Origin of the sequence: Moraxella nasibovis, assembly GCF_029581575.1 — a bacterium.
Taxonomy (GTDB): domain Bacteria; phylum Pseudomonadota; class Gammaproteobacteria; order Pseudomonadales; family Moraxellaceae; genus Moraxella; species Moraxella nasibovis.
In genome coordinates, this window is the sequence record NZ_CP089975.1 from 607726 (window position 1) to 628453 (window position 20728).

Consider the following 20728-nt stretch of genomic DNA (forward strand, 5'->3'; position numbering starts at 1 on the left):
AAGATCAGGCGGCTGTGTAGGGTGGGTTGTGGCATCATTTTTAGTATAAGTTCTTACATTTGCTAGGGTTTTGTTTTATTGTGCTTAACTTACGGCTGATGGTTCTGGCTGTGCATACTGGACGAATTTTTGCAAAAAATCCTGACAATGTTCTGCCAACTTGTAAAAGGTGTGATAAAATGAACGGCTTAACATAATAAAGCCGTGATGAGTGATGACAGATGAGCGATAAAATTCAAATCAACCACCCAAAACCTTCCAAAAAACCTACAAAAAAAGCCCTAATCTGGATTGACCTTGAGATGACAGGGCTTGACACCCAAAACGATGAAATCATTGAGATTGCCACCATCGTGACCGATGATCATCTGAACATCTTGGCGGAAGGCCCTGTGATTGCCATCAAAGTGCCTGATATTGTACTTAATGCGATGGACGACTGGAATAAAAAGCAGCACGGACAGTCAGGTCTGATTGACCGAGTTCGCCGTAGCACGATGACCCTTGCCGATGCGGAAAATGCCACGATTGAATTTCTCTCTAAATGGTGTGATGAGGGTATTTCGCCCATGTGTGGTAATTCCATTTGCCAAGACCGCAGATTTTTGGCACGGCAAATGCCACGACTAGAACGCTATTTTCATTACCGCAATCTTGATGTCTCTAGTGTCAAGGAGCTGTGCTATCGCTGGCGTCCTGATGTGGCAGCAGGCTATCACAAGGGTGGGGCTCATCTGGCGTTAGATGACATTCGTGATTCCATTCGTGAGCTTCGCCACTATCGTGAGCATTTTTTTAAATTGCTTGATTGAGTGAAAATTGAGCATAAAAAAACCGCCAAGATGTTGTCTTTTGGCGGTTTTTGTTTGGGTGGTTATTTGCTAAGTCCTGTGTATTTATCAAAGTTTTTGATGTAATCGTCTAGATTGTCTGACAGCATTTGCTCGTATTGGGCGGTGTAGAATTTGATGATGTCTTCTTTTTCTTTTTCAAAATCAGACGCTTTGACAAAGCCGATGGATGCGACAGACGCACTATAACGAGCGGCGGCATATAGCAGTGATGAGCCAACTTGACCTGCGTGTGATTGTGGCGATAATTGGCTGTTGGCAAGATTGATAAAAGCGTCTGCTCGCTCGTAGAATGCTTGCATTTGTGCATTAAATTCTTCTGGGGTGAGTTTGGGTTGGTTGCTTTGTTCGCTCATGAGTTTTCCTTATAAGATAAAGCCAAAATTAAAAAAGGGCGTAAACACACCCTTTTTATATTGTGATGATTGGCTAAATTGCAAGTAAAGTTACAAATTATCATCTGTCATCACAAATCAGATGGGTCATGGCTTTTTTTGACCAGACTGTGCTGGTGTCATCACTTACCCATTGATTTGTCTATTGATTACAAGCCTGCATCTGCACGCAAGGCTTCGGCACGGTCGGTTTTTTCCCAGGTAAAGGCATTATCCAGACCTGTGCGACCAAAATGTCCGTAGCTGGCGGTGATTTCGTACATTGGCTGTAGTAGGTTTAGCATACGAGTAATGCCATATGGACGCAGGTCAAAATGTGCACGAATTAAGCGTTCAATGGCTTGGTCGCTGATTTTGCCTGTGTTAAAGGTATTGACCGAGATGGAGGTTGGTTCAGCAACGCCAATGGCATAGCTGACTTGTACTTCACAGCGGTCAGCAAGACCTGCCGCTACGATGTTTTTGGCAACATAACGACCTGCATAGGCGGCACTTCTATCCACCTTACTTGGGTCCTTGCCACTAAACGCACCACCGCCGTGGCGAGCCATACCACCGTAGGTATCTACGATGATTTTGCGACCTGTCAGACCTGCATCGCCCACTGGACCGCCGATGACGAATTTGCCTGTTGGGTTGATGTGGTATAGCGTGTCTTTGTGTAGCAGTTCGCTTGGAATGACAGGCTTGATGATTTCTTCAATCACAGCTTCTTTTAGGGCATCATGACTGATGTCTGGGTCATGCTGAGTGGATAGCACCAGTGCATCGACGGCGATTGGCTTGTGATTTGCGTCATAACGCAGGGTAACTTGTGCCTTAGCGTCTGGGCGTAACCAGCTAAGTGTGCCGTCTTTACGAAGTTTGGCTTGGCGTTCCATCAGGCGGTGCGACAGCTGAATCGGTGCTGGCATAAGGACATCGGTTTCGTTAGTGGCGTAGCCGAACATTAAGCCCTGATCGCCTGCCCCTTGGTCTTCTGGGCGACTTCTATCTACGCCTTGGGCGATTTCTGGTGACTGCTTGCCAATCATGTTGATGACCGCACAGCTGTTGCCATCAAAGCCTAAATCTGAGTGGTTGTAGCCGATTTTATTGACAGTGGCACGCACAATGCCTTCAACATCAATGTTGGCGTGTGTGCTGATTTCACCTGCCAAGACCACTGCCCCTGTTTTGGTTAGGGTTTCGCACGCCACACGAGCGTCTTTGTCTTCGGTTAAAATGGCGTCCAGCAGAGCATCGGAAATCTGATCTGCCATCTTGTCTGGATGACCTTCAGAGACGGATTCTGAAGTGAATACTTGATAGTTCATAAAAAATCACTTAATAAAAAAGATAAAAAATTGTGCGAATTTTGGTGGCTTTTCTAGGCTTGACAAAATGATCTGACGACCGAACGCACAAAGCGAATTACGATGTGTGGTCAGGACTGTATTGATAAAAGCTAATACAGCTAAAATCACAAGGTATTTGGGGGAGAATTATAAGATATTTTTGGGGAAATTGCTAATGAATATTTTTCATATAGTGATGAAAAATGGTGTATTCAATTTTAGTGAGAAGTTCCAGACTTATCACCTTCTCATCAGCACCCATACCACCACCAAAGCGACCACTTGCACGGCGATGATCAGTGCCACCGTCAATCCCCATTGTCCTTGTGCATAGGCGATGGCACACGCCCATGCACCAATACTGCCACCGCCATAATAACCCATATAATACAGCCCAGATGCCAAAGACCGCCCCTGACTGACCTGACTGCCGATGTAGCTGATGGTCGCCGCCTGCGTGATAAACACCCCTGATGACATCACCGTCAAGCCCACAATGATGAGCGGCAGCGGCGTACTCAGCGTCAAAAGCATGCCTGCGATGGAGCAAAACACCGCCCCCACAATCACCCAAATCATACCAAAACGAGCAATCAAACGCCCAGCCATCGGCGTGATAACCATACCAATCAAATACAGGGCAAAAATATTGGCAAGATCTGACGCATTCAAGTGATACGGTGCGTCCGCTAGGTGCAGATTGATAAAAGTAAAACAGCCCACCAGCGAGAACAGCACACAGCCACCGAGCAGACACGCACTTAATACTTGGCGGTTTTTGGTGTGGCTAATCAGTAAGTTTAGAGAATTGCTAAAATTACCACTTTTGACAAAATGCCGAGATTTGGGCAAAGCCTTAAACGCCCAAATCGCCCCAATCAGCGTACAGACCGCCATCACGCCATAGCCAGACCGCCAGCCAATCAGTTCGTGCAAATGCCCTGCAAAAAACCGTCCACTAAAACCGCCCAGCACCGTCCCTGCGACATACAGGCTCATCATTTGGGCGACATTTTCGCTGTATTCTTCGCCCACATAAGCGATCAAAACCACCGTAATCCCAGGGATTGCCAAGCCTTGCAAAAACCGCCAAACAGACAGCTCGTCCGTCGTACCGCTAAAACCAATCATCGCTGTCGGCAAGGCAAGTAATAATAGCGAACCGACAACAAATACCTTTCGCCCAAAAGCGTCCGACAGCATACCCATAAATGGCGAAATGAGTGCGATGGCAAGCACGGTCGCCCCCACCGCCACACCGATCGCTACTTCTGATGCCCGAAAGTCTGCCATCAACACTGGTAAAATCGCCTGCACCGAATACACTTGCAAAAAAGCAAAAAATCCAATCATGGCGACGGTGAATTTTTCAAGCAAAGTGGGTGCAAGATGAGCTTTGGTATTCATGGCGGCGGCTCTTTATGGTTGTTTTTAAAGATTGATACTTTTATAGATATTTATCAATGTTTATCAATGTAGCGATATTTTAACATGATTTTTGGGCGATGGCAGGCATAAAAAGCACAAAAATTTACCCCAAAAAGCCATCCAAAAAAACCAAGCGATGACCGATGGATGGCTTTTGTGAATAAAAATCCGCTGTTTTTGGGTGGATTGTGGTACAATTTGGGTAGGTTTTTAAGTTTTTCTAAGTATAAGTTTTTCTTAGATTGTTAAATTTTCACTATCAACAAGCTTTTTCATTATAAATCATCAAAACCATGACAACCGACCATCACACCCAAACCACTCATCATGTCGTCATCATTGGCGGCGGTCAAGTGGGCTTATCTTTTGCACTTTTACTTGCTCATCAGGGTATTCGTAGCACGCTGATTGAGCAATTTTGTTATCCTACCATCAGTCCTGATGACGACATTTATCGCAGTGAATATTTGGACAGTCGTAACACGGCTTTATCTCGGCGGACGGTGCAGATTTATACCGAAATTGGACTGTGGGAGCGTATGCAAAGCCATGCGTGCCGCATTGATGGCGTGGAGATTAGCGAGCTTGGCAGTTTTGGACGGGCAAGGCTGGATAAGGCGGCAGAAGGCGTGGAGAGCTTTGGTCAGGTGATGGAAAATGCGTGGATGGGGCGACAGCTACTTTTGGCGGTGCAGGCGAGCGAATTGATCTGTTTGATTGATGGAGCGAGCGTGGTGGATATTCGTCAAGACGAGCATTCGGCGACCGTGGTATTTGATAAAGATGGTCAAACGCAAGAAGTGGCCGCACCGCTGGTCGTGGCGTGCGATGGGCGAGATAGCATCAGTCGCAACATTCTAAATATCGGTGCGGACAGCCATGATTATGGGCAAGTGGGCATCGTGGGCGTGGTGCAGACCGACCAGCCACATCGGCACATCGGCATTGAGCGATTTTCCTCGGTTGGACCGCTTGCGGTATTGCCTTTGACAGATGGGCGTGGCGATGGTGCTGATGGCACAACGCAAGGTTATCGCCGTTCGGTGGTGTTTATTTGCAAAACTGGCGAAGAATCACGCTACCTAGAAGATGATGAGTATTTCAAACAGACGCTCCAGCAGGTCTTTGGCGAGACGGCAGGGCGATTTGTGGCGGTGGGTCGCCGTGGAGCGTATCCTTTGAGTAAGGTGCTGGCTCATCGGCAGGTGGTCGGTCGCTGTGTGATCATGGGCAATGCTGCTCACACTTTGCACCCTGTGGCAGGGCAGGGCTTTAATCTGTGTCTAAGAGACGCTCATGCGTTGGCGACCATGCTTGGCGAGAACATTCGCCGTCAGCCTGATTATGACTTGGGTCATCATGCTAATCTTGTCGCTTATGAGCAGGCTCGCCAAAAAGACCAAAAGCGTGTGATTCGTTTTTGTGATACGGTGGTGGGCAGTTTTTGCCACCCCAATCCTGTGATGAAATTCGCCAGAAATGTCGGTCTGATTGCCTTTGATAAAATCCCTGGTATCAAGCCTTTGGTGGCAAGCTATGCGATGGGCTTAAAATCCTAAATCTTTGCAGTGCAAAAAAGTGTGTGCTGATTTTGGAAGTTTTTTTTGGGAGTTTTTGATAATTTTTAAAAAATTGTCAAAAAATACTTGCAATCAATCAAAAAATCGCTATAATACACGCCTACGGAAGCTTGGCAGAGCGGTTGAATGCACCGGTCTTGAAAACCGGCGTGGGTTTGTAGCCCACCGAGAGTTCGAATCTCTCAGCTTCCGCCATTATTTTTATTTATCCCTTTGGGGATTGACCGCTTAGGAAGCTTGGCAGAGCGGTTGAATGCACCGGTCTTGAAAACCGGCGTGGGTTTGTAGCCCACCGAGAGTTCGAATCTCTCAGCTTCCGCCATTATTTTTTGTTTTCATAGAGCCACCCGATTGGGTGGTTTTTTATTGCAAAAAATTTGTTCAAACAGGGCTTTTGCGTTACAATGGGCGTTTTGATGTTGAAAAATTGAATTGCTTAGCCTATGTCTTTAATTCGCCGCCGTAAATTAACCAAAAATCAAACTCGCCAAATCCAAAAAAACCAAGACAACTTTGCCGATGATGGCACGCTTGTCGGTGGTGTGATTGTCTCGCATTTTGGTAAGCAATTAGATGTTCAAATTACCCAGTTGCCACGCATTTTGCCAGAATCTGACGGTGATGGCTTAGGCGATGGTCGTTTGCGTGTTGGTGAGATTTGGCGGTGCCATGCTCGCACCAATTTGCCGATGATGGCGGCAGGCGATGAAGTGAAATTTAGCGTAGATATGACCGCAGGCATGGGGCGGATTGAGCTACTTTCGGACAGACGCACGCTCATCACTCGCCCTGACCGCTACAATAAAGTCAAGCCTGTGGCGGCAAATGTTGATACACTTGCCATTGTGTTTGCTCCATTGCCCAAGCCTGCGACCAATTTGATTGACCGTTATTTATTGGTGGCACGATTAAGCGGTGTTAGACCGCTGTTGGTATTAAACAAGGCGGATTTGTTGGCAGATTTTGATGAAGTCAATCAAATTTTCCAAGAATATCAAGCACTTGGCGAAAGATATGATTTTGACATCATTCAGACTTCAAGCCTAACCCAAGGTGGTTTGGACGAGCTGATGAGCCACCTTGATGGCAAATTGACCATCTTTGCAGGACAATCTGGCGTGGGTAAGTCCAGCTTGATTAACCAAATTTTGCCCAACGCCAACCAATCCACCAATGTGATTTCGGTGGGATCGCAATTAGGGCAGCATACCACGACCACCAGTCGCCTGCTCGCCTTTGATGATCATGATTTGTCCAAAGGCGGTATCATTGACACCCCCGGTATTCGTGAATATGGCATTTGGCATTTGTCTGGCGATGACATCATGGCAGGTTTTGATGAATTAAATGACCTTCGTGGTACTTGCCAATTTCGTGATTGTAATCACGCCCAAAATGCCAAAGGCTGTGCGTTTTGGCAGGCGGTGGCAGATGGCGAAGTGCTGGCACGGCGAGTGGAGAGCTTTAATGAGCTGACCGAAGAAGCCAAGATGAATGCGTCTGCTGCCAGAAATCAATTTGCCAAAAACTGACCACCTGTGGTTGGCTTGAGATTGGCGGAATTTGCCTAAGATTTTGGCGAATAAAACTGGATTTTTCAAAAATTTCGCCCAAAGTTTGGTATAATGGGCTTTTTATTAAATTGACTTAACAAATCGGAGTAATTGTGGAGCGTTGGCTAACTTTTGTGGGGAATCACCCTGTGTTGTTCGGCATTTTGGCGGTGCTGATTGTGGCGTTTTTTATGGTTGAAGGCAAGCGTAATGGCAAAAAAGTTACGCCTAATGAGCTGGGTTTGCTTGTCAATAACCAGCACGCTCGCATCATTGACATTCGTCCTGCCAATAAATTTGCCGTCTCGCACATCTCTGGCAGTCGCAACATTCCATTTACCGAACTAAAAAATCACCTAGATGAGCTGCGTGCTATTGATACGCCTGTGGTTTTTGTGTGCGATGTGGGTCTGCAAGCAGGTGCGGCGGTGAGCCTAATGGCAAAGCCAAATTTCATGCGTCTGGCAGGCGGTATCCAAGGCTATCAGGCGGCAGGTCTGCCATTGGCAGTGGCAAATAAAGCCAAAAAATAAGCGTTATTGTCGCTAAAATCATCAAAAAAAGCAGAAAATGCCCAAAATGCGGACAAAAAGTGCGGTTTGGGCTTGAAAATCTGCCATTTGCACCCATAAACGCAAATAAGAATTGCTAATTTTAACACCATGCCGATGTTTGTTTATGCGACAATATTCGGCAAAATCAATGAGAGTATCATGACCCAAGCAACTTTATACATCAAAGAAGAATGCCCATACTGCAAGGCGGCAATCGCACTGCTTAATGACAAAGGTGTGTCGTATCAGGCGATCAGCGTCTATGACATGAGTGCTGATGAGCGTGCGGCGGTGGCAGTGCGTACCAACAATCACCGCACTGTACCGCAGATTTTTATTGGCGAGACCTTCGTTGGTGGCTTTGACCAATTAAACAAACTCAATCAAAGTGGCGAACTGGATGCCATGCTTGATGCTTTGTAATCGACGATTTATTCGGTATTTATCAATTTTAACCAAATTAACCAAAGGAGCTCATTATGACAGAGCAAGCACAACCACAATTAGGTCTTGAACGCATTTATGTCAAGGACATCTCATTTGAAGTATCAAGCGCTGAGGTATTCACCAAAGAATGGCAGCCTGAGATGGACATTAGCCTTGCGACTGCGACCAATGACCTAGATGAAGATCATAAAGAAATCGTCCTAACTGTCAATGTGACAGTAAAAAATGGCGGCAGCACCGCCTACATCGCCGAAGTGCAGCAGGCGGGTATTTTCCTACTAAAAAATATCCCAGAAGAAGACATGGCACACCTGCAACAAGCCTATTGCCCAAACATCTTGTTCCCTTACGCTCGTGAAGTGATCAGTGATTTGGTGTCTCGTGGTAGCTTCCCACAGTTGCTATTAGCACCAGTGAATTTTGATCAAGCCTATCTACAAGCCCAAGAGCAAGCTCAAAACGATGCTTGATGGCATTTGCCAAACAAAAAAGCGGTCTTAATGATCGCTTTTTTTTTGCTTTGGATTCATCAAGAAAAAATCTTGGGCTGTCGTCTGGGCGTGCTGATTTCTTCTAGGCTGATTTGTGCTTGGCTACGGCAGTTTGGCTGTGGGCGAAAGATGTCTCGTGCTAGGGCGGCGATTTCGTAGATGGCACGGCGTGAATGCACAAGATTGGCATCAACATCCGTCCATGACAAAGGCGTGGCAAGCGGTGCAGGCTGTGGTGTGGTGGTGATGCCTGATAAGGCAAACTGTCGTCTGGCTCGTGCCATGTGGTAGCGGTCTGTGACAAGATAGACGCTCTTTGGTAGTTCGTGGTGCGTGAGCAATTTGGCGGTAAAGGCGGCATTTTCGCAGGTGTTCATGCTGGCATTTTCGCTGATGATGGTGGCTTTTTTTGGCGAGTCTTTGAGCGATGAACGCAAATAATCGCCAAGCCAAGGAGATTCTGCACCACTGGTGATGATGACGGTGGCATGCTGTTTGTGGAGCATGACGGCGTGGTCGGCACGGCTTTGGCTGTAGTGATTTAAGACGATGTCGTCATTGTTTTTGGTTAAACCGCCACCGAGTACAACCATCACGCTGGGTGTCTGCTTGTCATGTCCTAGCGTGATGGCGCTAAATGCGTCCAGAAATAACACGCTGATGTTGGCAAAAATTGGCGTAAAAGGCGTGATGACGGCAAAAGCAATCATCAATACAAGCGCAAGTAAGGCTTGCCAAAGTCGCCGTGTAAATTTTTGCCAAAAAGACATCATGTTGGGGTCGTGCCTTTTTCATCAACCCACACAGGCTCACGCACAAGCGTTACGCCAAATCGCTCAAAGACCGTCTTGATGATGAACGCTTGGGCGGTGGCGATGTCGTCTTGGGTGGCGATGTATGGTGCGTGATTGGTCAGTACCAGCGCCTGTTTTTGATGGGTAAGAATGGGGGCGATGCCTTTGCCTTTTAAGCCTGCTTTATCAATCAGCCAGCCTGCGGGAATTTTGATGAAATCGTCATCAATGGGGTAGCTTGGCAGGTCGGCAAATGTCGCTTTTAGGCGTGTAAAATCCGCCATCGTGATGATGGGATTTTGAAAAAATGAACCGCAATTTGCCAAGACATTAGGGTCTGGCAATTTGGCTTGACGAATCTGAACCACAGCATCAAACACATCGCACGGATGCGGAGTGTTGCGCCCATGTGCTTTGGCAATGTCGCCTGACACGGTACTAAGATCGCCATAGCTGGTCAGCACTTGATCGCAGGTTTTGTGCAGTTTAAACACCACATGGCTGATGAGATGACGGTTTGGATTGTCCTTAAAAAAACTGTGCCGATAATCAAACTCGCAAGATGAGTTGTCAAAGCTGATTTGTGAGCCATCCGCCAAATCAAAAGCGATGACTTTTTCAATAAAATCAGAGACTTGCACGCCATAAGCACCGATGTTTTGCACAGGACTTGCTCCGACCAAACCAGGAATGAGTGCCAGATTTTCCAGTCCGTACCAGCCGTGATTTAGGCAGGTTTTGATAAAATCGTGCCAATTTTCTCCGCAGGCGACCTGTATGGTTATGCCATCATCGCTCTCGGATAAAACTTCAATACCCAACAAGCGTGGCAGCAGCACCAAAGCGTCCAGTCGTCTGGGCAAAAGCACATTGCTACCGCCAGAGAGTACGAATGTGGCAAGCTGTCTGTGTTTGGCAAAGTCAATGGCAAGCCTGATGTCATCTGCCAGCGTGTCTGCATTGTCCAAAATCATCGCATGGCTTGCCGTGCAGGACAGTGCCATGGTGTTATTTTTTGACAAATCGTAGTTGTCAAGGATAGTGCCTGATTGGGTGGGCTTAGTCATGTGTCGCCCCTTGTTGCCAGCGTGTCAGCCAGTGCTGGCTTGCCTTTTCAATGTGTGCAAACATACTTTGAAAGTCGCTGATGTCGCCATAATACGGATCGGCAACTGCCAATTCATCAAACATCGCCACTTGGGCGGTGGCATCGGCTGGCATGATTTTTTGTAGGTTGGCAAGGTTATTGGCATCCATCGCAAAAATCATGTCAAATTCATAAAAATCATCTGGGCGAACTTGTCTGGCTCTAAGTGCGGACAAATCATAATCCAGCGATTTGCCCACCGCCACCGCTCGCTCATCAGGCGGACTATTTGTGTGATAATTGGCAGTACCTGCCGAATCAAAATGAATGTTAAGTCCTTGATTTTTGGTGAGTTTTGTCATGACGGCTTCGGCAGATGGACTGCGACAAATATTGCCAAGACAGACGAATAGTACAGATTTTGGGTGCATGATGATTAAATTTTTTACTTTAAAAATGCCTTCATTGTAGCATAAATTGCCAAGATGGGCATAAAATCTATGACGGTGGTTTACCAGCGATCTTTAAATTTCGCCAAATCTCGGCGTTGTTTTTTATCGGGCTTGGTGTCGGGGCGAGCTAGGTTTTGTAGTTTTCGCTGTTCTGCAAAAAACGCTCGAGTCGCCATGCTTTCTTCGGTCTCTTCGTACAGCGTGGCGGCGATGGTGGCATTACCACGATTTTCGGATAAGGCTTTGATAATAACCACTTTTTCTTCCAATCGAGTGGCGTGTCCTTGACGAATGGATAATGTATCGCCCACTTGCAATTCTTTGCTGACTTTGATTTTTTGGCCATTCATGTGGACTTTTCCGCTTTCTATCGCTTCTTTGGCAAGAGTGCGAGTCTTAAAAAATCGTGCCGCCCACAGCCATTTGTCGGCTCGGACACGGGTCAATTCTGTTGTTTCAGCCATGTTTTATTTTCTCTTTCATGTGTTCAATCCATGCTTGCGTCTCTGGGGTTTGTGCAAATGGATTTAGGTTAAACTCTTTATTGTATCTGCTACTGTCCGCCCAACTGACAAAATACACCGTATCGCCAAGCTCATCATGTGGTTTGATGGTCAATTTAACGGCGTTATTTTGAAAGGCGAAAAAGTAATAGTCATAATTGATTTCCACGATGTCTTGATAACCAATTTCAACGCTGGTCTTGTGATTTTTGATTAAAAGACCTTTGCCAGTGTCAATGACTTCATGGGCGGTGCGTGGATAAATCTTTCTGGTGTGATAAAACGCTAGCCCACAAAGTAGCAAAATCACTAAAAAATCCGTGGGGCGAAATAGGGTCAGTATAAAAATAATCAACAAAACCCAACCGCCATGCTGATAACCAAGAGTTAGGTATTTGGTGTTATGGTTGGCAATGCTTTTGGGGATTGGTATCATGGTGTCTCAATGGTGTTTTATGAAGAAGCAAAAAAGGGCGAATAAATCCGCCCTAAGTGAATTTACATTCTCTCCACCGTTTTAATGCCAAGCAGTTCTAAGCCTTGTTTTAAGGTTTTGGCAGTCAAATCGGCAAGTTGCAAACGGCTGTTTTTAACCTCATCTTCGGCAGATAAAATCGGGCAATGCTCATAAAATGCCGAGAACACGCCTGCCAATTCGTACAGATACAGTGCCAGCGTGTTTGGCAAAGCGTCTTTGGCGGTGGTGATGAGACATTCTTCAAATTGTAAAAGTTTAATCGCAAGCGTGCGCTCTTTGTCATCACGGATGATGATGTCGCCTGTCAGCTCATCGCTTGCCACGCCTGCTTTGGCAAAGATGGAGCGCACCCGAGTGTACGCATATTGCATATACGGTGCGGTATTGCCTTCAAAAGACAGCATGGCGTCCCAGTCAAAGACATAATCGGTATTGCGGTTTTTGGACAGGTCGGCATATTTGACCGCACCGATGGCGACCGCATTGATGACGGCTTGTTTTTCGTCAGCAGACAGCTCACTTTGGCGTTCGCTCATTAGGGCAGTGGCTCGCTCTACTGCTTCATCAAGCAGGTCGGCAAGTTTGACCGTGTCGCCTGAGCGAGTTTTAAAAGGCTTGCCATCTTTACCCATCATCATACCAAAGGTGTGATGCACCATGTCAAAATCAGCAGGGACAAATCCGCCCATTTTGGCAATGCCCCACGCCTGCTTAGAATGCTGGGCTTGGCGAGCGTCTGTAAACAAAATCACACGGTCGGCACCCAGCGTGTGCTTGCGGTACTGGGCAGCGGCGATGTCGGTGGTGGTGTATAGATAGCCACCGTCATTTTTTTGGACGATGACACCCAAAGGCTCACCTTCTTTGTTTTTAAATTCGTCCATATAGACGACTGTTGCACCGTCATCTTCTACGGCAAGTCCTTGCTCTTTTAGGCTCTCTACCACACCTTTGAGCATGGGGTTGTATAGGCTTTCGCCCATGGTGTCTTTGGGCGATAGGGTTACGCCTAGACGGTCGTACAGGGCTTGGCACTGGGTCATGGTCAAATCGACCAGTACTCGCCATTTGGCAAGCATGGCTTCATCGCCACTTTGCAAACGCACGACATACTGGCGAGAAGTCTCAGCAAAATCAGGGTCGGCATCATACAAGGCTTTGGCATTGCGGTAGAAATTTTCAATGTCAGCCAGTGCCATGTCGCTGGCGTTGTCGCCATTTTCTGCTTCAAATTTTTCCAAATAAGCAATCAGCATACCAAACTGCGTGCCCCAGTCGCCAATGTGGTTGGCACGAATGATGGTATTGCCCAAAAATTCAAGCGTACGCACCACGCTGTCGCCAATAATCGTGCCACGCAAATGCCCGACATGCATTTCTTTGGCGACATTGGGCGATGAATAATCCACCACAATCGTGTCGTTTTGACTGTGGCTTACGCCCAAGTGCGAATCGGTGCGAGCGGTCTGTACAGATTTGGCAAGAAATGCGTTATCAAGAAAAATGTTGATAAAACCCGGTCCTGCGATTTCAAGCTTTTCTGCTACGCCTTGTAGGGCTTTGGTTTGGGTCAAGTCATCGACCACTTTTTGGGCGAATTCTCGTGGGTTTAGTCCTAATTTTTTGGCAGCACCCATGATGCCGTTGGCTTGATAATCGCCAAATTGTGGTTTGCCAGATTGTTTAATCACAGGGTCGGTGTGAGCGTCCGCCCCTGCGTTGTGCATGGCGGTTTGAAAATGCGTGGAGAGTAGGGCTTGAATGTTCATGAGATCTCTTTTTGTAAATTTGTCGTGTCAATTTGACGAAAATTTAATGATAATTTGACAATAATAAAACTGATAATAATACCAAAAAATCAGTGATTTTTGGGGAAAAAATGCAGTATTTTGCAAAAATTTTCTCACGGCTTGGCGCCATGATGCAGCACTTCTTACATTCTTAACTTCTTACATTCTTATAAATGGCGATTTGCGTGTTTGGCTGATTTTTAAATGTTGAGCTGTGAAAAATAAACCATGAAAGCCAAACCATAAAAAACCATTAAAAAAGTGCGCATTTGTCATGGAATTGTCATTTTTGCTTGCTAAACTTACTGCCATCAAGAGAGTGGCTGACAATGTGAGCGGTCATTCATTGAATAAAAATGTCAATCAGGCAACGGGAGCCAAACATGAAACTGAGCAAATTTTCTTTATCAATCTTAGCAGCGTGCGGCGTGCTGGCACTGACGGCGTGTCAAGACAACACCCCGCCACAGGCAGCGCAGCAAGCCCAAAGTAGCCAAAGCACAGGTAGCGAGCAGGTCGCCATGACTGTGACAGGTGCAGGCGCATCTTTTCCGCAGCCAGTATATGTGCGCTGGGCTCAGGGCTTTTTGGATGATGTGGGTGGTCAGGTGAATTATCAATCCATCGGCTCGTCAGGCGGCATCAAGCAAATCATCGCAAAGACGGTGGACTTTGGGGCGACAGACTCACCGATGAGTGGCGAAGAGCTTGCAGCAAATAATCTGGTGCAATTTCCGACCGTGATCGGCGGTGTGGTGCCGATCGTCAATATCGATGGCGTGGCGGCAGGGCAGCTAAAACTGACAGGCGATGTGCTGGCGAAGATTTATCTGGGTGAGATTGTCAAATGGAATGATGAGCAAATTCGTGCGCTGAATCCTGATTTGGCTTTGCCTGATGAAAACATCGTCACGGTGTTTCGCTCGGACGGCTCTGGCACGACTTTTATTTTTACCAATTATCTAAGCCAAGTGTCTGATGCGTGGAAAAATACCGTCGGCGCAGAGAAAACTGTCAGCTGGCCGACTGCCAAAACAGGCACGGCAGGCAAGGGTAATGAAGGCGTGGCAACCTATGTGGGGCGTGTCAAAAACTCGATCGGCTATGTTGAATACGCCTACGCCAAACAAAATAATATGAGCCACACACAGCTACAAAACGCCAAAGGACAATTTGTCAGCCCATCACAAGAGACTTTTGCGGCGGCAGCAGATGTTGATTGGTCGCAGGCAGATGGCTTTAATCTGGTGCTGACCAATCAGCCAAGCGACAACGCGTGGCCACTGGCGGCAGCGACTTTCATCTTAATGCAAAAAAATCCTGCCAACGAACAAAACGCCAAATCTGCCTTAGCTTTCTTTGATCATGCCTTCAAACAGGGCGATGCGATGGCATCAGAGCTGGACTATGTGCCGCTACCAGACAATGTCAAGACTTTGGTCAAAGCTGAGTGGCAAAAAGTAGTCGGTCAAGATGGCAAGCCTTTATTTCAACCATAAAACAGACGGCTCAATCACAATCAACACATTAACCAAAAGACGATCTTATGAATGACATGTTTGCCAAACGATTACAACAACAAGAGCGGCTTGATGCGCTGTTTGTCGGTGCGACTCGGCTGTTTGCGTGGCTGGTTTTACTGATATTGGGCGGCATTTTGGTGATGCTGACCTATGGGGCATGGCCAAGTATCGAGCGCTTTGGGCTTGGTTTTTTGACATCGAGCAGCTGGGATGTGGTGGCGGGCGAATATGGGGCGCTAGCACCGATTTATGGCACGATCGTCACTTCGGTGATAGCCCTTAGCATCGCTGTGCCTGTCAGCTTTGGCGTGGCGATTTTCTTGACTGAGCTTTGCCCAAGATTTTTAAAAAAACCTTTGGGTGTGTGTATCGAGCTTTTGGCGGGCATTCCGTCCATCATTTATGGCATGTGGGGCTTGTTTGTATTTGCGCCGATTTTTGCCAAATATGTGCAGCCAGTGCTTGCCAAAAGCATCGGTCAGCTGCCTGTATTGGAGCGGTTTTTTGCAGGCGTGCCGATGGGTATTGGTATCTTGGCGGCGGCATTGGTACTTGCGATCATGATCATTCCTTTCATTGCGTCAGTGATGCGAGATGTGTTTGAAATCGTGCCACCGATGCTCAAAGAGTCTGCCTATGGACTGGGCGCAACTCGCTGGGAAGTGATCAAACATGTCGTTCTGCCCTATACCAAATCAGGCGTGGTCGGCGGTGTGATTTTGGGTCTGGGCAGGGCGCTGGGTGAGACGATGGCAGTGACTTTCATCATCGGCAACACCTTTAATCTTAGCTTGGATTTATTTGGCTCAGGCGTGTCCATCACTTCGGTGCTTGCCAATGAATTTGCCGAAGCCATCGACCCTTTGCACATTTCATCGCTGCTGTTTTTGGGGTTGATTTTGTTTGTCATTACCTTTGTCGTGCTGTGCCTGTCTAAGGTGATGCTCATGCAAATGACCAAGCATGAAGGGCGCTGATTTTTACCACACTTATCAAGTGACAACAGTTATTAAGACAGTTATGAAGAAGGAATGATTATGCAAATCGAAGTGAGTCGTAAGCCAAATCTAGCCATCCGCCGACAGCAAGTCATGGCAAAAAAGACAAGCACTAATGCCATCTATGCACGCCGCCGCCTGACAAACCAGTTTTCCTTATTGCTGGCTTATCTGGCGATGGGTTTTGGGCTGTTTTGGCTTGGCTGGATTTTTTATACGCTCATCAGCGAAGGCATCTCTGGGCTTGGTGCGCACATTTTTAGTATGAATACGCCGCCACCGATGATGCAAGGCGGTCTAAAAAACGCCATCGTCGGCAGCCTTATGATTACGATGGGCGGGCTGTCTATCGGTACGCCGATTGGTGTGATGTGTGGGATTTATCTGGCGGAATTTGGACAAAACAGCAAGCTTGCCGTCGCCACTCGCTTTTTAAATGATGTGCTGTTATCAGCGCCATCGATCGTGATTGGGCTTTTTATTTATGCGCTGGTGGTGGTGCCGATGGGCAATTTTTCTGGCATGGCAGGCTCGCTTGCGCTGTCGCTTCTGGTCATTCCTGTGGTGGTGCGCACTACCGAGAACATGCTGCGTCTGGTGCCAAATTCGCTGCGTGAAGCGGCATTTGCACTGGGCACGCCCAAGTACAAGCTTGTCGGCATGGTGACTTTAAGAGCGGCGAAGGCAGGCGTGCTGACAGGTGTGATATTAAGCTTTGCACGCATCTCTGGGGAGACGGCGCCGCTGTTATTTACTGCGCTGAATAATCAGTTTTTTAGCACGGACATGTCGGCACCGATGGCAAATTTGCCAAATGTGATTTATCAATTTGCCATGAGTCCCTATGCCGACTGGCACGCACTGGCATGGACGGCAGCGCTCTTGATCGCTTTGTCGGTACTGTTTGCCAACATCGTCGCTCGTGCGGTGCAGTCTCGCTCACATTGATGTCATGAAATAAAAACAACCAACCATCTAGGAGTATGTGATGGCTTTTTTTAAAACAAATTTAACCACAAATTTAACCACAAGCCAACCGACAAACGACGCTTTTGACACCATGCCAAACCCCACATCTAAGCTTGTCGAAGGCGCGTCTAAGCTTGTTGTGCAGGATTTTAACTTTTATTATGGCAAATTTCACGCCTTAAAAAACATCAACCTTAGCATCGAGCCACACCAAGTGACAGCCTTCATCGGACCATCTGGCTGCGGCAAATCGACTTTACTGCGCAGCTTTAACCGCATGTATGATCTGTACAATGACAGCCGCACCACTGGCAAAATCTTGCTTGATGGCGAGGATATTTTGACCGACAAGACCGATGTCAATCTGCTGCGTGCTAAGGTCGGCATGGTCTTTCAAAAGCCCACGCCATTTCCGATGTCAATCTATGATAATGTCGCTTTTGGGGTGAAATTGTACGAAAAGCTGAGCAAATCTGAGATGGATGAGCGGGTCGAATGGGCGCTGAAAAAGGCGGCGCTGTGGACGGAGGTCAAGGATAAATTAAAACAATCTGGCAACTCGCTCTCTGGCGGTCAGCAGCAGCGACTGTGCATCGCTCGGGCGGTGGCGTGTCGTCCTGAGGTGCTGCTCTTAGATGAGCCGACTTCGGCGCTCGACCCCATCTCCACAGGCGGCATCGAGGCGCTGATCAGCGAGCTAAAACACGACTACACCATCGCCATCGTCACGCACAACATGCAGCAGGCAGCGAGAATCTCTGATCGCACGGCGTATATGTATTTGGGCGAGCTTGTGGAGATTGGCGATACTAAGACGATGTTTGAAAAACCTAAAATGCAAGCCACGCACGACTATATCACAGGCAAATTTGGCTGATTCGGTTAAATTGACAAAAGATGTACAAAATGTTTGATAATTGGGCTAAAATCGGTCATGATGATGAGTGATTAGATGGCTGTTTGATGGTAAAATCATACCAAATCATGCCAAAAGCAAGCCGTCCTTGTACTTTGGGTGGTAAATTTATAAAGGAAAAATCATGTCAAATGTCGCAACTGTTTTGGTGGTGGAAGATGAGCCTGCGATTCAAAGGCTCATCGAATTTGCGCTGGTGCAAGCAGGCTTTAAGGTGGTGCTGGCAGAAAGTGCAGAAGATGCCAAAGCCATCATCGCTGAAAAGCTGCCTGATGTGCTACTACTAGACTGGATGCTGCCTAAGATGTCTGGCGTGGCATTTGCCCAAGCGCTTAGGGAGGTGGCTCGGACGAGTGATTTGCCCATCATCATGCTGACCGCCAGAAGTGAAGAGAATGATAAGGAGCTTGGGCTAAATCTGGGGGCGGATGACTATGTCACCAAGCCGTTTAGCCCACGAGAGCTGGTGGCACGCATCAAGGCACTACTTCGCCGCCGAGCCCCACAAAAGACCGACAGCGTCGTTAAGGTCGGACGCATGACGCTAAACCCCCAAGACCATGAGGTGAGCGTGGATGGTCGGTCGGTGCATTTGGGACCGACTGAGTTTAAGCTTTTGCATTTTTTTATGACGCACACCGATCGCATTTATGGGCGTGCTGAGCTTTTGGATTTGGTGTGGGGCGATCATGTTTTTATTGAAGAGCGGACGGTGGATGTGCATATCAGACGGCTTAGAAAGGCGCTAGAAGAGATGGGCGTGGCGCATTATGTGCAGACGGTGCGTGGCGTGGGCTATGGTTTTTCGGCGAAGGATGTCGGCTGATGTGGCAGGTTTGGCAGGCGGTATTTGTGCTGGTGGTGGCACTGTTTGTGGGGATCTTGGGGTGGCTTTTGGCAGGGCAGGTGGCAGGCTTTGTCGGGGTGATTGTGGTGCTGTTTTTATGGGGGATTTATCACAGCATTCATACGCATCGGCTGTCGTCTTGGCTGGATGGTGGGGCTGTGCCGACTGCCATCGTGCCTGCCTTTGATCGTAGTGTGGGTGGCTGGCAGCTAATTTTTGATCAGCTAAGCCTTGTGCAAAACAAACAAGCCAAACACAAACAACGCCTAAGCGACGCCATACATCGTCTAAACCGCATGATGGCAAGCCTGCCCAGCGCCTTGGTCATCATCAATGAAAAAGGCAGTATTGAATGGAAAAATGCCAAAGCGGACGATTATCTGGGTTTGCAAGCGTCCAAATTGCCCATCAAACAGCAGGTGAATGACGAGCATTTTGCCGCTTTGTTTGATGATGCCATCGCCAATGGCGGCTGTGCGGATGTGAAATTTACCCTAAATGCAAAGACGCTACTTATGACCATCATTCCCATCGAGGCTCGTGCAACCATGCTCATCGCCAATGACATCAGTGACAACGAACGGCTTAATAATTCCAAAAACATTTTCATCGCCAATGTCAGCCACGAATTACGCACGCCTTTGACCGTGATTCAAGGCTTTTTGGAAATGCTTGAAAATGATGGCTTGGAGCAAGAATTGCGTCATGAATTTGTAGGTTTAATGCAAAAAGAAACATCAAGAATGATGGCGCTGGTGGAAGGGCTTTTGACTTTGTCTCGCCTAGAAAATGACCAAAAACCACTCGAAGATGCCCTACCTGTCAATCTGTCAGACATGATAGCAGGCATCTGTGATGAGGCGCTAAGACTTGGCAAGACGCACCACATCACAAGCCACATCGCCCCTGATGTGTGGGTAGATGGCGTGCCAAAGGATTTGTACAGCGTGTTTAGCAATCTTATCTTTAATGCCATTCGCCATACCGAAAGTGGTACGCAGATTGAAGTGAATTTGTCGGCAGATGATGAGATTGTGTTTTTTGTCAAAGATGATGGCGAGGGTATTGCCAGTGAGCATTTGGTGCATTTGACGGAGCGGTTTTACCGAGTGGATCAGGGCAGAAGTCGCAAAACAGGCGGCAGTGGGCTTGGGCTTGCCATCGCCAAACACGCCATCGGACGGCATCAAGGTGTCTTAAAAATCGCAAGTCAAGTCGGTCAAGGCAGTCAATTTACCGTAATTTTGCCAAAAAAATAGGTTGGTAAAAAACTAAGTTTGCCTTACAATGCTTTCACGACTTTAAATTCTGTAAATAACAGTCCCATTTCTTTATCAAATACCCCATGGCGTTCAAAAAATTCTTGATGAGCGGTTTGCCAATAAGCCAAAGACAAATCGCCTTCACCTTCTTTTCTTGCCAAATTTTCATCCACTTCATCAAAGTTTTTGATAAATTGGGCGGTGAGTTGCACCACGCATTTTGGCGTGTCCCTGCCGTCTGTGATGACTTCAAATCCGCCAACCAAAGTTTTATCATTTTCTTCCAAATGCCATTGCAAAGCGGTGCAAGTCAATGTCTTTTTACCGTCTAATAAAAGCTGCACCAGTTCGTCCGCCATTTCTGGACTGTCGCCAAACGACCAATGGGGCAAGGTGTTAAGGTTTGGAATGTTCATTATATTTTTCCTTTGATTGTAAGGTGCGTACCACATACCACAAATTTACATCCAAAT

At 47.3% G+C, this 20728-nt stretch carries 22 protein-coding genes and 2 tRNA genes; 14 read left to right on the forward strand and 10 right to left on the reverse strand.

What is annotated here, in order from left to right; translation table 11 throughout:
• The first annotated feature begins 221 nt into the window (after positions 1 to 221).
• Positions 222 to 812 (forward strand): oligoribonuclease, encoded by a 591-nt coding sequence (gene orn / locus LU290_RS02760; RefSeq protein WP_277809040.1) that lies wholly within the window; start codon positions 222 to 224, stop codon positions 810 to 812.
• 62 nt (positions 813 to 874) lie between these two features.
• Here the strand turns inward: orn and LU290_RS02765 are convergent, their stop codons facing one another.
• The 3 genes from LU290_RS02765 to LU290_RS02775 form a co-directional block, all read right to left on the reverse strand.
• Positions 875 to 1207 (reverse strand): DUF3144 domain-containing protein, encoded by a 333-nt coding sequence (locus LU290_RS02765; RefSeq protein WP_277809041.1) that lies wholly within the window; start codon positions 1205 to 1207, stop codon positions 875 to 877.
• A gap of 188 nt (positions 1208 to 1395) precedes the next feature.
• A complete protein-coding gene (gene metK, locus LU290_RS02770; protein ID WP_277809042.1) occupies positions 1396 to 2562 on the reverse strand; it encodes a methionine adenosyltransferase in 1167 nt (388 codons plus the stop codon).
• Positions 2563 to 2823: 261 nt separating this feature from the next.
• Positions 2824 to 3990, reverse strand: coding sequence for an MFS transporter (locus tag LU290_RS02775; protein WP_277809043.1), 1167 nt, complete (start codon positions 3988 to 3990; stop codon positions 2824 to 2826).
• A gap of 314 nt (positions 3991 to 4304) precedes the next feature.
• Here LU290_RS02775 and LU290_RS02780 point away from each other — a divergent pair, with 314 nt between their 5' ends.
• The 7 genes from LU290_RS02780 to secB all read left to right on the forward strand — a co-directional run bounded on the left by LU290_RS02780 (position 4305) and on the right by secB (position 8615).
• Positions 4305 to 5570 carry an FAD-dependent monooxygenase gene (locus tag LU290_RS02780; RefSeq protein WP_277809044.1) on the forward strand — a complete coding sequence of 422 codons (1266 nt, stop codon included), beginning with the start codon at positions 4305 to 4307 and terminating at the stop codon, positions 5568 to 5570.
• A gap of 125 nt (positions 5571 to 5695) precedes the next feature.
• Positions 5696 to 5786: transfer RNA gene (locus LU290_RS02785), tRNA-Ser, on the forward strand.
• Between the two features lie 36 nt (positions 5787 to 5822).
• Positions 5823 to 5913 (forward strand) — tRNA-Ser (locus LU290_RS02790).
• Between the two features lie 121 nt (positions 5914 to 6034).
• Positions 6035 to 7123, forward strand: coding sequence for a ribosome small subunit-dependent GTPase A (rsgA, locus tag LU290_RS02795; protein ID WP_277809045.1), 1089 nt, complete (start codon positions 6035 to 6037; stop codon positions 7121 to 7123).
• Between the two features lie 134 nt (positions 7124 to 7257).
• A complete protein-coding gene (locus tag LU290_RS02800) occupies positions 7258 to 7677 on the forward strand; it encodes a rhodanese-like domain-containing protein (RefSeq protein ID WP_277809046.1) in 420 nt (139 codons plus the stop codon).
• 180 nt (positions 7678 to 7857) lie between these two features.
• Positions 7858 to 8121 carry a glutaredoxin domain-containing protein gene (locus tag LU290_RS02805; RefSeq protein ID WP_277809047.1) on the forward strand — a complete coding sequence of 88 codons (264 nt, stop codon included), beginning with the start codon at positions 7858 to 7860 and terminating at the stop codon, positions 8119 to 8121.
• Between the two features lie 56 nt (positions 8122 to 8177).
• Positions 8178 to 8615 (forward strand): protein-export chaperone SecB, encoded by a 438-nt coding sequence (gene secB / locus LU290_RS02810; protein ID WP_277809048.1) that lies wholly within the window; start codon positions 8178 to 8180, stop codon positions 8613 to 8615.
• 59 nt (positions 8616 to 8674) lie between these two features.
• Here secB and LU290_RS02815 read toward each other — a convergent pair whose 3' ends face one another.
• The 6 genes from LU290_RS02815 to argS form a co-directional block, all read right to left on the reverse strand.
• Complete coding sequence (locus LU290_RS02815; RefSeq protein ID WP_277809049.1) at positions 8675 to 9409, reverse strand: YdcF family protein; 735 nt, start codon at positions 9407 to 9409, stop codon at positions 8675 to 8677.
• Positions 9406 to 10497 carry a UDP-N-acetylmuramate dehydrogenase gene (murB, locus tag LU290_RS02820; RefSeq protein WP_277809050.1) on the reverse strand — a complete coding sequence of 364 codons (1092 nt, stop codon included), beginning with the start codon at positions 10495 to 10497 and terminating at the stop codon, positions 9406 to 9408. The genes LU290_RS02815 and murB overlap by 4 nt, the downstream gene beginning before the upstream one ends.
• Positions 10490 to 10948: a low molecular weight protein-tyrosine-phosphatase gene (locus LU290_RS02825; protein WP_277809051.1), complete on the reverse strand. Its 459-nt coding sequence runs from the start codon at positions 10946 to 10948 to the stop codon at positions 10490 to 10492. The genes murB and LU290_RS02825 overlap by 8 nt, the downstream gene beginning before the upstream one ends.
• A gap of 80 nt (positions 10949 to 11028) precedes the next feature.
• The gene (locus LU290_RS02830) at positions 11029 to 11433 is read right to left on the reverse strand and encodes an RNA-binding S4 domain-containing protein (protein WP_277809052.1); all 405 of its coding nucleotides are present in this window, start codon (positions 11431 to 11433) and stop codon (positions 11029 to 11031) included.
• Positions 11426 to 11908, reverse strand: coding sequence for a hypothetical protein (locus tag LU290_RS02835; RefSeq protein ID WP_277809053.1), 483 nt, complete (start codon positions 11906 to 11908; stop codon positions 11426 to 11428). The genes LU290_RS02830 and LU290_RS02835 overlap by 8 nt, the downstream gene beginning before the upstream one ends.
• A gap of 62 nt (positions 11909 to 11970) precedes the next feature.
• Positions 11971 to 13719, reverse strand: coding sequence for an arginine--tRNA ligase (gene argS, locus LU290_RS02840; RefSeq protein ID WP_277809054.1), 1749 nt, complete (start codon positions 13717 to 13719; stop codon positions 11971 to 11973).
• 404 nt (positions 13720 to 14123) lie between these two features.
• Here argS and pstS point away from each other — a divergent pair, with 404 nt between their 5' ends.
• The 6 genes from pstS (at position 14124) to LU290_RS02870 (ending at position 20252) form a co-directional block, all read left to right on the forward strand.
• A complete protein-coding gene (pstS, locus tag LU290_RS02845; protein WP_277809055.1) occupies positions 14124 to 15239 on the forward strand; it encodes a phosphate ABC transporter substrate-binding protein PstS in 1116 nt (371 codons plus the stop codon).
• A gap of 47 nt (positions 15240 to 15286) precedes the next feature.
• Positions 15287 to 16240 (forward strand): phosphate ABC transporter permease subunit PstC, encoded by a 954-nt coding sequence (gene pstC / locus LU290_RS02850; RefSeq protein WP_277809056.1) that lies wholly within the window; start codon positions 15287 to 15289, stop codon positions 16238 to 16240.
• A gap of 114 nt (positions 16241 to 16354) precedes the next feature.
• Positions 16355 to 17209 (forward strand): phosphate ABC transporter permease PstA, encoded by an 855-nt coding sequence (gene pstA / locus LU290_RS02855; RefSeq protein WP_277809538.1) that lies wholly within the window; start codon positions 16355 to 16357, stop codon positions 17207 to 17209.
• 112 nt (positions 17210 to 17321) lie between these two features.
• Positions 17322 to 18107, forward strand: a complete 786-nt coding sequence (gene pstB, locus LU290_RS02860; RefSeq protein WP_277809539.1) for a phosphate ABC transporter ATP-binding protein PstB — start codon at positions 17322 to 17324, stop codon at positions 18105 to 18107.
• 163 nt (positions 18108 to 18270) lie between these two features.
• A complete protein-coding gene (phoB, locus tag LU290_RS02865; RefSeq protein WP_277809057.1) occupies positions 18271 to 18972 on the forward strand; it encodes a phosphate regulon transcriptional regulator PhoB in 702 nt (233 codons plus the stop codon).
• Entirely contained in the window at positions 18972 to 20252 is a 1281-nt protein-coding gene (locus tag LU290_RS02870) for a PAS domain-containing sensor histidine kinase family protein (protein ID WP_277809058.1), read from the forward strand. Before phoB ends, LU290_RS02870 begins: the two co-directional genes overlap by 1 nt.
• Before the next feature lie 23 nt (positions 20253 to 20275).
• Here the strand turns inward: LU290_RS02870 and LU290_RS02875 are convergent, their stop codons facing one another.
• Entirely contained in the window at positions 20276 to 20671 is a 396-nt protein-coding gene (locus tag LU290_RS02875) for an ASCH domain-containing protein (RefSeq protein WP_277809059.1), read from the reverse strand.
• Positions 20672 to 20728 lie beyond the last annotated feature (57 nt).